At 65.3% G+C, this 12,807-nt stretch carries 14 protein-coding genes; 10 read left to right on the forward strand and 4 right to left on the reverse strand.

Features of this window, described 5'->3' with window-relative positions:
• Positions 1-55 precede the first annotated feature (55 nt).
• From G4223_RS08575 to G4223_RS08610, 8 genes are all read left to right on the forward strand, one after another.
• Positions 56-760, forward strand: a complete 705-nt coding sequence (locus G4223_RS08575) for a CvpA family protein (RefSeq protein WP_163677847.1) — start codon at positions 56-58, stop codon at positions 758-760.
• A 17-nt stretch (positions 761-777) separates the two neighbouring features.
• Entirely contained in the window at positions 778-2,202 is a 1,425-nt protein-coding gene (purF, locus tag G4223_RS08580) for an amidophosphoribosyltransferase (RefSeq protein ID WP_163677849.1), read from the forward strand.
• On the forward strand, positions 2,202-2,915 hold the full coding sequence (locus G4223_RS08585; RefSeq protein WP_163677853.1) for an SDR family NAD(P)-dependent oxidoreductase: 714 nt from the start codon (positions 2,202-2,204) through the stop codon (positions 2,913-2,915). Before purF ends, G4223_RS08585 begins: the two co-directional genes overlap by 1 nt.
• A gap of 150 nt (positions 2,916-3,065) precedes the next feature.
• A complete protein-coding gene (locus G4223_RS08590; protein ID WP_163677855.1) occupies positions 3,066-4,349 on the forward strand; it encodes a hypothetical protein in 1,284 nt (427 codons plus the stop codon).
• A gap of 94 nt (positions 4,350-4,443) precedes the next feature.
• Positions 4,444-5,592: a hypothetical protein gene (locus tag G4223_RS08595; RefSeq protein ID WP_163677858.1), complete on the forward strand. Its 1,149-nt coding sequence runs from the start codon at positions 4,444-4,446 to the stop codon at positions 5,590-5,592.
• A gap of 8 nt (positions 5,593-5,600) precedes the next feature.
• Positions 5,601-6,050, forward strand: a complete 450-nt coding sequence (locus tag G4223_RS08600) for a VOC family protein (protein ID WP_163677861.1) — start codon at positions 5,601-5,603, stop codon at positions 6,048-6,050.
• 11 nt (positions 6,051-6,061) lie between these two features.
• Positions 6,062-6,574 carry an O-acetyl-ADP-ribose deacetylase gene (locus G4223_RS08605; RefSeq protein ID WP_163677864.1) on the forward strand — a complete coding sequence of 171 codons (513 nt, stop codon included), beginning with the start codon at positions 6,062-6,064 and terminating at the stop codon, positions 6,572-6,574.
• Positions 6,575-6,773: 199 nt separating this feature from the next.
• Positions 6,774-8,462 (forward strand): methyl-accepting chemotaxis protein, encoded by a 1,689-nt coding sequence (locus G4223_RS08610; RefSeq protein ID WP_163677867.1) that lies wholly within the window; start codon positions 6,774-6,776, stop codon positions 8,460-8,462.
• Positions 8,463-8,482: 20 nt separating this feature from the next.
• Here G4223_RS08610 and G4223_RS08615 read toward each other — a convergent pair whose 3' ends face one another.
• Genes G4223_RS08615 through G4223_RS08625 form a run of 3 tightly spaced genes read right to left on the reverse strand, consistent with a single transcriptional unit; the run spans position 8,483 to position 10,808 of the window.
• A complete protein-coding gene (locus G4223_RS08615) occupies positions 8,483-9,010 on the reverse strand; it encodes a P-loop nucleotide/nucleoside kinase family protein (RefSeq protein WP_338086843.1) in 528 nt (175 codons plus the stop codon).
• Positions 9,007-9,834: a trypsin-like serine peptidase gene (locus G4223_RS08620; protein ID WP_163677869.1), complete on the reverse strand. Its 828-nt coding sequence runs from the start codon at positions 9,832-9,834 to the stop codon at positions 9,007-9,009. The genes G4223_RS08615 and G4223_RS08620 overlap by 4 nt, the downstream gene beginning before the upstream one ends.
• Positions 9,831-10,808, reverse strand: a complete 978-nt coding sequence (locus G4223_RS08625; protein WP_338086851.1) for a mitochondrial fission ELM1 family protein — start codon at positions 10,806-10,808, stop codon at positions 9,831-9,833. Before G4223_RS08625 ends, G4223_RS08620 begins: the two co-directional genes overlap by 4 nt.
• A 133-nt stretch (positions 10,809-10,941) precedes the next feature.
• Between G4223_RS08625 and G4223_RS08630 the strand changes: the two genes are divergently transcribed.
• Positions 10,942-11,178: a hypothetical protein gene (locus G4223_RS08630; RefSeq protein ID WP_163677875.1), complete on the forward strand. Its 237-nt coding sequence runs from the start codon at positions 10,942-10,944 to the stop codon at positions 11,176-11,178.
• 2 nt (positions 11,179-11,180) lie between these two features.
• Here G4223_RS08630 and G4223_RS08635 read toward each other — a convergent pair whose 3' ends face one another.
• Positions 11,181-11,963 carry an enoyl-CoA hydratase/isomerase family protein gene (locus G4223_RS08635; RefSeq protein WP_163677878.1) on the reverse strand — a complete coding sequence of 261 codons (783 nt, stop codon included), beginning with the start codon at positions 11,961-11,963 and terminating at the stop codon, positions 11,181-11,183.
• Between the two features lie 99 nt (positions 11,964-12,062).
• Here G4223_RS08635 and G4223_RS08640 point away from each other — a divergent pair, with 99 nt between their 5' ends.
• Positions 12,063-12,752 (forward strand): orotate phosphoribosyltransferase, encoded by a 690-nt coding sequence (locus G4223_RS08640; RefSeq protein ID WP_163677881.1) that lies wholly within the window; start codon positions 12,063-12,065, stop codon positions 12,750-12,752.
• Positions 12,753-12,807: the final 55 nt, after the last annotated feature.

Genomic DNA, 12,807 nt, shown 5'->3' on the forward strand with positions numbered 1-12,807 from the left:
GGCCGACTGGCCCGCTAAGGACGACCGGAAGACGACGAAAGAGCTGCCTGCCATCATGGGCAATTTCACTGCCGTTGACATCATTGTCGCCGTCGTCATGCTGGGATTGGCGGCATTCTCGTTCTTCCGTGGATTCGTCCATCAGGTGCTGGCCATCGGCGCCTGGATCGGCGCGATAGCAGCCACCTTCTACGGCTTCCCCCTGGTGCGGCCGTTCTTTCGTTCCCATATCGATTCAGCGCTGGGCGCGGACCTCGCCACCGGCATCGTCTTGTTCCTGGTGTCCCTTTTGGCGCTGTCCATCCTGACCAAGGCGGTGTCCGACCGGGTACGGCGTAGCGCGCTCAACAGCGTGGATTCGTCGCTGGGCTTCGTGTTCGGGTTGTGTCTGGGGGCCGGCTTGCTGAGCTTGGCGTTCCTGTTGCTGACCATGGTGGCGGGGACCGACCTGCCCGACTGGCTGGCCAACGCCAAGACCCGACCGTGGCTGGAACGTGGCGCCGGCATGATCCGTGGCGTAGCGCCCGAGAATTTCGGCTCTGCCGAACACAAGACCAACGAAATCACGGGTCAAGCCCGTGACCTGATGGAGGCGGAACAACAGTTCCGCCAGATCGTTTCTCCGGCCCCAGCCCCCGCGCCGGCCGAGGACGCCCCCGCCCAGGCGAAACCGGGCGAACCGCCGGCCAAGAAGCCGGCGAAAGGCTATGACAAGGAAAGTCGGGGCCAGATGGACCGGCTGTTCCAGACCAACCAATGATGCGAACGGCGGCACCCATGCTCACCACCAATCCCTTCGACGACGACCATCTGCGCGAGGAATGCGGCGTCTTCGGCATTCACGGCCATGCCGAGGCGGCCGCCCTGGTGGCGCTGGGCCTGCACGCGCTGCAACATCGCGGCCAGGAAGCGGCCGGCATCGTCTCGTATGACGGCGAGCATTTCCACAACCACCGCGACCTGGGCCATGTGGAGGATTGCTTCGGCAACGAGGCGGTGATCCGCAAACTCAAGGGCAACAACGCCATCGGCCATGTGCGCTATTCCACCACCGGCGAGACGTTGCTGCGCAACGTCCAGCCCTTGTTCGCGGAAATGGAGTTCGGCGGTCTGGCCCTGGCCCACAACGGCAACCTGACCAACGCCGCCGCGTTGCGTCGCCAGTTGGTCAAGCGCGGTTGCCTGTTCCAAAGCACCACCGATACCGAGGTGATCGTCCACCTGATCGCCATCAGCCTTTATTCCACCGTCGAGGACCGGCTGATCGACGCGTTGCGCCAGATCGAAGGGGCCTATTCGCTGGTGTGCCTGACCAAGAACGGCCTGGTCGGCGTGCGCGACCCCCTGGGCATCCGGCCGCTGGTGATCGGCAAGCTGGGCTCGTGCTGGGTGCTGGCGTCCGAGACCTGCGCGCTGGACATCATCGGCGCCGAATTCGTGCGCGACGTCGAACCGGGCGAGATCGTCATCATCACCGACGAAGGCATCCGCTCGCTCAAGCCGTTCGGCGGCCGCACCAGCCGTTTCTGCATCTTCGAGTACATCTACTTCGCCCGCCCCGACTCGATCATGGAAGGCACCAGCGTCTACGACGCGCGCAAGCGCATCGGCGCCCAACTGGCCCGCGAAAGCGGCATCGCCGCCGACGTGATCGTGCCGGTGCCCGATTCCGGCGTGCCGGCGGCCATCGGCTTCGCCACCGAATCGGGCATCCCCTTCGAATTGGGCATCATCCGCAACCATTATGTGGGCCGCACCTTCATCCAGCCGACCGACCGCACCCGTCATGCCGGCGTCAAGATGAAGCACAACCCCAACCGCGCCATAATCGCCGGGAAAAGGGTGGTCCTGGTGGACGATTCCATCGTGCGCGGCACCACCAGCCGCAAGATCGTCGAACTGGTGCGTCAGGCCGGCGCCACCGAGGTGCACATGCGCATTTCGTCGCCGCCCACCAGCTTCCCATGCTATTTCGGCATCGACACCCCCGAACGCGACAAGCTGTTGGCGGCACGCTACGACGTCGAGGGCATGGCCAAGCTGATCGGCGTCGACTCCTTGGCCTTCATCTCCATCGACGGCCTTTACAAGGCGGTCGGCGACGACGCCCGCAACAACGGCGCCCCGCAATATTGCGACGCCTGCTTTACCGGCGACTATCCGGTGGAACCCACCGATTACATGGACAAGGAAGAAGCCTGATGGGACGTCTGGACGGCCGTTTGGCCCTGGTCACCGGCGCGTCACGCGGCATCGGCTATGCTGTCGCCAAGCGCTTCGCCGCCGAAGGCGCCACCGTCATCTGTCTGGCCCGCACCATCGGCGCGCTTGAGGAACTGGACGACGAGATCAACGCCCAAGGCGCGGGCAAGGCGGTGCTGGTGCCCCTCGACCTGCGCCGCTTCGACGAAATCGACCAGATGGCCGCCGCGCTTTACCAGCGTTTCGGCAAGCTCGACATCCTGGTCGGCAACGCCGCCGACATCGGCGGCGGCCTGGCCCCCATCGGCCATGTGGACCAGAAGCATTTCCAGGAAGCGGTCGACGTCAACATCACCGCCACCTACCGGCTGATCCGGGCGTTGGACCCGCTGTTGCGCATGTCGGATACGGGCCGCGCCATGTTCGTCACCGACAATCTGGCACACGGCGCCCAGCCGTTCTGGGGCGTCTACGCCGCCGGCAAGGCGGCCATGGAAGTGTTCGTCAAGACCTGGGCGGCCGAGGTCGAGCGCATCAGCAATCTGCGGATCAATCTGATCGATCCCGGAACCGTCGATACCCGCCTGCGCGACATCGCCTTTCCCGGCGAAGACAAAAGCAAGCTGATCAAGCCCGACCAGATCACCGACATCTTCGTCGAACTGGCCGATCCGGACTGCACCCGTCACGGTGAAACCGTTCCGGCGCGCTAAAGCATCGGGCGAAGGCCGGTTGACCGTATCCCGGCACTGGCTCATGCTACACGGACGGGTACGGAGCGTTGCCCGCCGCGCGAGCGGTGGGCGCTGGGGTCAACGCGCGGAGGAAGGCCGAGCGCCGACAGACGCGCCGACGAGGGCGGGATGAGCAGCAACCCTGAGGTCAACAAGACATTCGAAGCCAAGGTCGCGAACCTGATCGCGGCGACCCGGCACCTGGATGTTCCACAAATCCTGTTGTTGCGCCGCATGACCATGGCCGACCCGGAAAGCCGGCGGTGGGCCACCATGCGGCAGTTGCAGGTGGTATTCTCGGTCATCGTCGCCAAGGCCATCGAACGGATCGGCCTGGACCGTCTGCGCGAGGCGCGCGACAAGGATTTCGCCCCCCTGCTGCCGCCGGCCAGCGGCATCGCCCGTGAAGACGACCTGAAGGTGCTGACCGACGTGGCGGCGCAGATGCTGGGCAACCCGCAATCGCCCATGTCCGAGCACGAGGCGGCGCTGGAAAAGCTGCTGTCCATCGGCCCGGCCCGTGCCCCGGCCCGCACCGTCCGCCAGACCTCGCCCATCAAGGAACCGCCGCCGCTGTTCGCCGCCCAGCTTGGGCCCGACCTCGAACGCATGGTGCTGCCCGGAAACCTGCGCGGCGGAGCGGAGGGACTGGATGAAGACAAGCCCTTCACCGACTTCCCGACCCTGTTCGACGACACCATCTGCTCGTTTTCCCGCAAGATGCTGAGTCTGTTCCAGGTGCGCGGCAGCGACCGCCCCGACCGCTTGCCGTTCCTGATGGCGCCGCAATTCGCCGCCTGTTACGAGGACGTGCTGCGCCGCATGGTGCTGCCGCCCATGCGCACCTCGCGCCATATCCAGCAATTGGGCCTGAACTACAATTGGGCCGAGGTGGGCGGCGCCAAGCTGATCGACATCATCCAGTCGGGCGAGGTCAACAACCCCGTTCTGCACCATTGGGACAACCGCTGGACGGCGTTCCGCGGCGCCAAGGGCAAGAAGCCGAAGCCCGAGGACAACCCCTGGCCGCTGTTCCGCGAGGACGCCACCAAAAGCGACTACCTGCCCCCTGACGAGGACGACATCGACGTTCTCAAGGATCTGTTGCGCTATGAACTCGAGTCCTTCGCCAAGGCATGGCGCGAGATCGGGCAGTTGTACGAACAGGAGTTCACCCCCAACGCCCGTCAGGAACAGGCGCGCGAGGGTGCGTTCCGCGACGGCCTGATGAAATGGGCAAGCAAGTTGCCGGACCATGTGGGCGAATTTTTCGCCATCAAGTCCTATTTCATGTTCCCACGCATCGACGGCCATTTCCTGCGCCGGCTGATCACCAATTTCGGGCGTTCCGAGAACGAGCGGCGGCGCAACGCCCCCTATCTGAGCATTTTTGTACAAAACCTCAGCGGCTGAGACCTTTGGAGGTCTTGCGGCGACGCCTAGCCTGAGGTATCCCATCGGTATAGGAAGCATAGCCGAAAGAACGAGGGACGGGGCCCAGCACAGGATGGACGCCAAGGGGTTCGAATCCAAGGTCGCAGAATTGGTCGCCGTCACCCAACGGCTGGACGTGCCGCGTATCCTGATGGTGCGGCGCATGACCCTGCACGATCCAGAGACCCTGAAATGGGCCAACCAGCGACAATTGGAGCTGATCTTCAGCGTCATCCTGGAAAAGGCGTTGGAACGCACCGGCAGTGACGTCGTCCACGCCGCCAGCCTGGATCAGTTCGATTCCATGTTGCCGCCGGGAGACGATGCGGTCCGCGACCAGGAACGCTGGATGCTGTTCGACCTGTCGCGAGCCATGCTCGCGGGCGTGAAAACCGAGGACGAGAACACCACCGACGCGGTGATGGAGGAACTGGCCGCCGACGAGACGCCGATCGATTCCGGCGACTTCGCCACCTTGTTCGACGAAACCATCGCCCGCCATACCCGGCGGACGCTGAACGCCCTGGCCTGCACCGGGACGCGCCCGCACATCCCACACCCCTTCGTGGTGTCCCCCCATTTCGCCCCGGTCTTCGAACGGGTCATTCGTGATTACGTGCTGAAATCCATCCGTTCGACGCGGCGGATCAAGGAAATGGCGGCCAGCCGCAACTGGCAGCAAAAGGGCAGCGCCAACCGGCTGTTGTCCATGATCCTGGCCGACCAGGACCAGAACCCCATCCTGTATTACTGGGACCTGCGCTGGCAGGGGTTCGACCCGGCGCGGGCGACCGCCAAGGGCAAGGGCACCATCCGCCCCGAGGACAATCCATGGGACATCTTCAAGGAAGATGGAACCGCCCACGAATACATCCCGCCCTATTACACCGACATCCCGATGTTGCAGCGCCTGATTCGCTATGACGGCGACGAAATCGCCGAAGCGTGGCAGCGCATCGCCCAGATCTACCAACAGGAATTCGCCCCCACGTCGAAGAACGACCAAGCCCGCCAGGGTGCTTTTCGCGACGCGATCTTGTCGGCCATCGAGAAATTGGACAACCATGCCGGCGACCTGCTGGTGATCCGCGCATTCTACGACCTGCCCAAGGTGGACCGCATGTTTCTCAAGATGCTGATCCAAAGCCTGGGGCGCAGCGAAATGGAGCGCAACCGCAAGGCGCCTTTGCTCATTCAATTCTTCAACGATCTGCCGCGCTGAGTTCCGCCATGCCCCATCTCGACCACGTCAACGTGGTGGTCGGCGACCCCGACCGCTCGGTCGCCTTTTATACCCACCTGCTCAGTCTGACCGTGGTCATGGACCGGATGCTGGAGGGCGTGTGGTTCGAGGACGTCACCGGCATCGCCGGCGCCCGCGCCCGCTGCATCATCCTGGACGCGCCGGGCGGGGGGTGCCGCGTGGAATTGTTGGCTTATCTCGATCACGACGGCACGCCACTGCCGGTGAACTCACGGCCCGCGACACCGGGATTGCGCCACTTCGCCGTCAGGGTGGACAACATCGAGGCTTGTCTGTCCGGCCTGGACGACCCGCCCTTGATCATCGCCGTGCCCCACCACATCGTGCCTTCGGGGAAACGCATGGCCTATGTCCACGACCCCGACGGCACCATCGTCGAGCTGGCGGAATACACAGCCACTCCCAGTTTCGGCTGACCGGAGGCTCCATGAACGATTCGCGCATGGTGGTGATTCAGGGCGACATCACCCGCTTGACGGTGGACGCCATCGTCAACGCCGCCAATTCCTCGCTGCTGGGCGGCGGCGGCGTGGACGGCGCCATCCATCGCGCCGCCGGCCCCGAACTTCTGGCCGAGTGCCGTCGCCTGGGCGGATGCCTGCCGGGTGAGGCCAAGGTCACGGCCGGCTATGCCTTGTCCGCGAAATGGGTGATCCATACCGTGGGGCCGGTATGGACCGGCGCCCCCCACGACGATTCCATGCTGGCGGCCTGTTACACCAGCGCCATCGGCTTGGCCCGGCGCCTGCCCGCACGAACGCTGGCCTTTCCCGCCATCTCCACCGGCGCCTACCGCTTTCCCAAGGACCGCGCCGCCCGTATCGCGGTGGAGACCGTGGCCCAGGCGCTGGCCGGCGACACGTTCTTCCAAAGCGTACAATTCTGCTGTTTCGACCAGGAAAGCGCCGACTTGCATCTGCGGGCTTTGGCCGAGTTGTAAAACGTCGAGTCGGGACTTTGCACGCAATACGAATTTAGTAGAAAGATTCTAAACTTTAAGCGGTTTCTCCTGTTCCATTAGTATGGGACATGCATCCCTCTTGCGCGGGATACGCTTGCATTTGCATGGACACGGCTTCTGACGCTCCGTAAACGGGGAGAGTTTTGCAGCGCGAAAAGCGCGCGTCGGGAGAAGTAGCATGCGCACCCTGAGCGACATTAAGATTCCCACAAAGTTAACCGTGGCTTTCATCGTCCTTGCCTTGCTGACCCTGGGAACCGGCGTGCTGTCGCTGGTACGCATGACCGACACCAACGGACATGTGATGGCGATCACCGACAATTGGCTCCCCAGCGTGCGCACCCTGGCCAACCTGGATGCGGCGGTGATGGAACACCGCATGTTCGAGATCGGCCACATGCTGGCCACCACGGAAACCGACATCGCGGAAATGGACGACCGCATCCGCGCCACCCGCGCCAAGATCGCCCAGTTGCGCGAAAACTACGGCAAGCTGGTGGCCGGCCCCGAGGAACAGGCCATGGCCGACGAGATCGACCGGGCCTGGGCATCCTATGTGGAAATGTCGGATCGCATGCTGGCGCTGTCGCGCGGCAACAACGACGACGACGCCCGCCAGGTGCAGATCAAGGAGGGACGCCCCCGCAACAAGGCGGTGCGCGTCGCCCTGGACAAGGCCATCGCCTTCAACGACCACGGCGCCGCCGCCGGCCGCGACACGGTGATCAGCACCTATGTCTCGTCACGCAACATGGTTGGTGGCGCGATCGGTGTCGCCCTGGTGCTGTCGCTGGCGTTCTCGCTGTTGGCCCGGCGTGGTATCGGGTCTCCCATCACCGCCATGACCGACGCCATGACCCGTTTGGCCAACGGCGACAAAGGCACCGAGATTCCTGGCTGCGGTCGTGGCGACGAAATCGGCTCGATGGCCTCGGCGGTGCAGGTGTTCAAGGACAACATGATCCGTGCCGACCAACTGGCGGCCGAACAACAGGCCGAACAGGCCGCTCGTGAACAGCGCGCCCGAACCATCGAGGCACTAACCAGCCGTTTCGATCAGGCGGTAACCGGCGTGTTGGCGGTGGTGTCGGGGGCAAGTACCGAAATGGAAGCCACCGCCCAAGCCATGACCGCCACCGCCGGCCAGACCAACCAACGCGCCGCCTCGGTGGCCAGCGCCACCGAACAGACCTCCGCCAGCCTGCAAACCGTGGCCAGCGCAGCCGAGGAACTCTCGAAGTCGATCGTCGAGATCGGCCAACAGGTGGACATGGCGTCACAGGCGTCGCGGTCGGCCTCGGCCGAGGCGGACGCCACCAACGCCACCGTGCAAAGTCTGGCCGACAGTTCGGCCCGTATCGGCGAAGTGGTCGGGCTGATCAACGACATCGCGTCGCAGACCAATCTGTTGGCGCTCAACGCCACCATCGAGGCGGCCCGCGCCGGCGAAGCCGGCAAGGGTTTCGCCGTGGTCGCCGGCGAGGTGAAAAGCCTCGCCAACCAGACCGCACGCGCCACCGAGGAAATCGGCACCCAGATTTCCGCCGTTCAGGGGGCCTCGCAACAGGCGGTAAGCGCCATCGCCGCCATCGTCAGCCGTATCGGCGAAATCCGCGACATCTCGACCGCCATCGCCGCGGCAGTCGAGGAGCAATCGGCCGCCACCGCCGAAATCGCCCGCAACATCCAACAGGCCGCCACCGGCGCCCAGGAAGTGTCCAGTACCATCGGCGAAGTATCCCAGGCGGCGTCCGAGACCGGCACCGCCGCCGATCAGGTTCTGTCCAGCGCCCGTACCCTGTCGCAGGAAGCCAGCGGCCTGAAAACCACCGTGGACGACTTCCTGCGCGGTGTGCGCCAAGCCTGAGCGCCGTTGCCCGGTTCCGGTCAGTCCATCTTGGGACAAAGGGTGGCGGCGGCTTCCAATGCCGCCGCCACCATGTCCACGCAGGTTTCGACATCGGCTTGGGCGGTGTCCACCACCAGGGGCGGCCGGTCCCATTGCTCGAACCGCCGTGCCATCACCTTGTCCCAGGTGGGCAGTACCAGCCCGGCCACCTCTGTTGGGCGCCCTTCGACCCGGCGCCGATGTTCCGCCGGATCGGAACACACCACCCACACGTCGAGACAAGGCACGCCGGCCGCTGTCGCCACCGCTCGCCAACCGGCCCGGCTTACCGCCAGCGGGTTGACCGAATCGGCGACCACACAAAGCCCCAGACGCAAGTTGTCGGCCGCCACCGCATGGGCGACGCGATAGCCCTGGTCGTCTTCCACCACCCGCCCGGTGGCGTCGGCCATGGCCTGTTCGATGCTGTCGATGCGCAGCCACACCGCCCGCAAGCGTGTCGCCAGGGCGCGGGCCAGGGTGCTTTTTCCCACCCCCGGCAGGCCGGACAAGGCAACCAGCGTCACGGCTGCGTGACCCGTGTCCGCACGGCCTCGTCCAACGGTTGGCTTTGGCTGCCGGCACGCCCGGAAACGGCTCCCAAACGCTCGGCTTCGGCCTTGAAGGTGCTGACCCCCACCGCCACGCCCAAATCGCCCCGGCCGACCATCACCGCCACGTTGAGACCGGCCAGCAACGGCCGGCCATCGCGCCACAGCAACAACGGGCCGCCGGAATCGCCCTGAACGGCGTCGCAATCGTTGACCACCAGGGGGCCACGCCGTTCCAGCACCCGGCACCCCAGATGGGCCATGGGCACATGCGCCTTGTCCTTGCCGTAACCGGCGGCGGTGACCCGTTCCCCGGCCGCCGGATCGGCGCCCAGACCGACCCAGCCCACCGCTTCGCCCACCGGCTCGACCAGTTCCAACAGCGCCCAGTCGTCGGCGCGGGTGGCCAGTCCGGCGCCCTGATTATTGGTAAAGAGATTCCATCCCGGCGACGCATGCATGACCGCCACCTTGGACGCCCGCAAATAGTCGCCGCGATCATAGCCGGCGACGAAGGTCAGGCTGGAAACCGGAATAGGGGCGCGGGTCCGGCGGTTCCACAGGCAATGGGCCGCGGTGGCCACCAGCCGCGGTCCCACCAGTACGGCGCTGCAATGGCCGCCCAGACCATTGTTGAGCCGCCCCATGGCGCTCCACGGATATTGCGCGGCCACCACCGCCAACCGGTCGTCGTCGCCCTTGAGCCCCCGCAATTCGCGCGCCAGCCGCTGGCTTTGGTCGCCGGCCCAGGCGGGGAACGGCAGCAACAATGCCGCCGCCAGGATGCAAAGCCACCTCATAACCCACGCTCGCGGATGGCCGCGACGATGTCGGCGGCGGCGTTGAGCGGCGGATGGGTCCACGCCTTGAGATGGATACCGTCTTCCAATGGGCGGGCCAGGCCGCGTTGGTAAAGCTGAGCATGCAGCCGGGCGTGTTTCGGCACCACGAAACCGGGCGGCGCGAACAGATAGACCGGCGCCGGGCTGGCACAGGCCTCGCACGCCATGGACACCGAATCGCCGGTGACCACCAGGGCGTCGCACAGCCCCAGCAACCCGAAATAGGGATTGTCGCCCCCCGCCCGCCAGGAATGAACGAAGCGCGGTTCCGGCAGCGTCGCCAGCAACGCCGCCTCGGCCGCCTCGTCGGTACGGCGGCTGGTGGTGACCAGCACGGACCCTCCGGCCGCCAGCACCGCCACCCGCTCTCCCAATTGCCGCGCCATGCCAGCGTCGAAAACACGATCCTTGGTCGTCCCGCCGACGATCAGGCCGACCCAAGGCCTCGGCAGATGGGCGAAACGGGCCCGCCATTCCTCGGCCGCCGCCGTCAGTTTAGCCGAGTTCACGCGGTGCGGCGCCCCGGTCACGGTCAAAACCTTGCCCCCCGTCAGTCCCTTGCCGTCATGGGCCGGAACGGCGATCAGGTCGAAATCGCCGCGGCCGCCGAAACCAGGGTCCATGATCTGTACCAGCCGAGCCCCACAGCGGCGCTTGATCCAGCGCGCCACCGGCGCGGTGCGGCGGCCGGCGGCGATCACCAGCCGGGGCCAGGGCGCGGCCAGGGACGCCCGACTTTCCGCCGTCACTCCCATCAGGCTGGCGCCACGCAGCACATTGGGCAATCGCGCCAACCGGGTGTAACGGATGGACTTGACCACGAACGACCGCCCCAACGCCTCGGCCACGCCCAGGCATTGCCCGACATTGCCGGCACGGTCATCGGCCAGCACCCAGACCTCGGGGGCCGCCTCGTCGTGCTTGTCCGCCACTTCTGCCAATCTTGCATCCTTTCGGCCAAAGCCGCCATGTTTGCAACCCCGCCCCGCAGGCTTCCGCCGGCTGGCTTCATCAGACATGGGGTATGATAATAAACCCTTGGTTATCCAGCCCAGGAGGTCCGCCATGTTGTCCTCGACCGCCCTCGACCGCCGCTCCGTCGAAGAAATCATGGGCCGGCTCGATGATCTGAAGCTGGCTGAAATCCTTGCCTCTGGCGCCTCTCCCGCCGAATTGCAGGAAGCCAAGCGCTGGAGCGTCGGCGAAAAACGCACCGTCCCCGATTCCTTGCGGCTGTCCGTGGTCGATCATCTGTGCGACGTTCTGCGTACGGACGAACCCGGCTGGGACGAGGACGGCTGAGCTCATTCCCCCACGAAGTCCGGTCGCCGCTTTTCACGGAAGGCGGCGACGCCCTCGGCGTAGTCCTTGGTATCCAGGAAAGCGTAGCATTCGTCCAGTTCCGCCTCGGTGACCGGCGACGGGTCGCAGGCCAGACGGCGGATGAAACGCTTGTGCCAGCGATTGGCCAAAGGCGCCCCCGACGCGACGCGGCGCGCGGTGGCGGCCACCTCGGCCTCCAACGCCTCGTCATCGACCACGCGGGTCAACAGGCCTTTGCCATAGGCTTCCTCGGCATCCATGATCCGCGCTTCCAACAGGATTTCCGATGCCACCGCCGGGCCGGCGACACGGGCGATCGCCGCCAACTCGGGATAGGCCATGACCACCGAAATCTTGTTGATGGGCACGCCGAACTTGCCCGACCGGCCGGAAATGCGCAAATCGCAGCAGCACGCCAGTTCCAGCCCGCCACCGACACAGGGGCCGTGGATCATGGCGATCACCGGCGCCGGACAATCGGACAAAGCGGAAAGCGCCCGGCGCAACACCTTGTCGTATTCCTTGGCCTGTCGCGGGGTGGCACGCAGGGTGTCGAACTCGTCGATATCGGCACCGGGAGCGAAAGCCTTGGTGCCGGCGCCGCGCAAGATGACAGCCCGCACCGTGTGATCGGCCGAAAGCTGTTCGAACGCCTCGGCCAGACCTTGCCACATGGGCAGGTTCAGCGCGTTCATGCGCTCGGGACGGTTCAGCACCACGGTGGCGACAAGACCTTCCCTTTGCACCTGGATCAACTCGGACATATTCTCTCCCTTGTTTGCCTGCTTGCAGGAAACGGCGATTGTGCCTATAGACCCTTCAGCCGGCAAGGCGACTCGACCCCAGTAGTTAGGTGATTCCTCATGCAAACCGCTTCCCGAACCCCCGAGCAGAAGCAGGCGGCGCTCACCACCGCCCGTATCTTGCTGGAGATCAAGGCCGTCAACTTCCGCCCCGAGGAGCCCTACATCCTGACCTCGGGTTGGGCCAGCCCGGTCTATGTGGATTGCCGCAAGGTGATCAGCTTCCCGCGCGCGCGGGCCAAGATTTCCGAACTGGCGACCGAAGCCATCCTGCGCGATGTCGGCTATGAAAGCGTGGACGCGGTGGCCGGTGGCGAGACCGCGGGCATTCCCTATGCCGCGTGGATTTCCGACCGCCTGAAGCTGCCCATGCTGTACGTGCGCAAGAAGCCCAAGGGTTTTGGTCGCAACGCCCAGATCGAAGGCGACTTCCAGCCCGGCGCCCGCGTGGTGCTGGTCGAGGACCTGGCCTCGGACGGCGCATCCAAGGTCAACTTCATCAACGCCCTGCGCGATGCCGGCGCCGAATGCGCCAATTCCTTCGTGGTGTTCTTCTATGGCGTGTTCCCCGGCGCGCTCAAGCACCTGAACGAGATGGGCGTGCACCTGGGCTATCTGTGCAATTGGTGGGACGTCCTGGAAGTGGCGGAACAGGAAAACCTGTTCGACCGCCGCACCATCGAGGAAGTGCGCAACTTCCTGCACGACCCGGTGCAGTGGTCCAAGCTGCACGGCGGCCGCGCCGAATAAAACCGCTCAGGCGGAACCGGTCAGGACGGGCGGAAAGGCAGCTTTCCGCCCGTCC

The organism is Magnetospirillum aberrantis SpK (assembly GCF_011022235.1).
GTDB lineage: Bacteria > Pseudomonadota > Alphaproteobacteria > Rhodospirillales > Magnetospirillaceae > Magnetospirillum > Magnetospirillum aberrantis.

Excerpts from the sequence above, each read along its gene's own strand:
- G4223_RS08595 (WP_163677858.1), top strand. The coding sequence starts at position 4,444 with ATGGACGCCAAGGGGTTCGAATCCAAGGTCGCAGAATTGGTCGCCGTC.
- G4223_RS08600 (WP_163677861.1), top strand. The coding sequence starts at position 5,601 with ATGCCCCATCTCGACCACGTCAACGTGGTGGTCGGCGACCCCGACCGC.
- G4223_RS08590 (WP_163677855.1), top strand. The coding sequence starts at position 3,066 with ATGAGCAGCAACCCTGAGGTCAACAAGACATTCGAAGCCAAGGTCGCG.
- G4223_RS08605 (WP_163677864.1), top strand. The coding sequence starts at position 6,062 with ATGAACGATTCGCGCATGGTGGTGATTCAGGGCGACATCACCCGCTTG.
- purF (WP_163677849.1), top strand. The coding sequence starts at position 778 with ATGCTCACCACCAATCCCTTCGACGACGACCATCTGCGCGAGGAATGC.
- G4223_RS08640 (WP_163677881.1), top strand. The coding sequence starts at position 12,063 with ATGCAAACCGCTTCCCGAACCCCCGAGCAGAAGCAGGCGGCGCTCACC.
- G4223_RS08585 (WP_163677853.1), top strand. The coding sequence starts at position 2,202 with ATGGGACGTCTGGACGGCCGTTTGGCCCTGGTCACCGGCGCGTCACGC.
- G4223_RS08575 (WP_163677847.1), top strand. The coding sequence starts at position 56 with ATGGGCAATTTCACTGCCGTTGACATCATTGTCGCCGTCGTCATGCTG.
- G4223_RS08610 (WP_163677867.1), top strand. The coding sequence starts at position 6,774 with ATGCGCACCCTGAGCGACATTAAGATTCCCACAAAGTTAACCGTGGCT.
- G4223_RS08635 (WP_163677878.1), bottom strand. The coding sequence starts at position 11,963 with ATGTCCGAGTTGATCCAGGTGCAAAGGGAAGGTCTTGTCGCCACCGTG.
- G4223_RS08630 (WP_163677875.1), top strand. The coding sequence starts at position 10,942 with ATGTTGTCCTCGACCGCCCTCGACCGCCGCTCCGTCGAAGAAATCATG.
- G4223_RS08620 (WP_163677869.1), bottom strand. The coding sequence starts at position 9,834 with ATGAGGTGGCTTTGCATCCTGGCGGCGGCATTGTTGCTGCCGTTCCCC.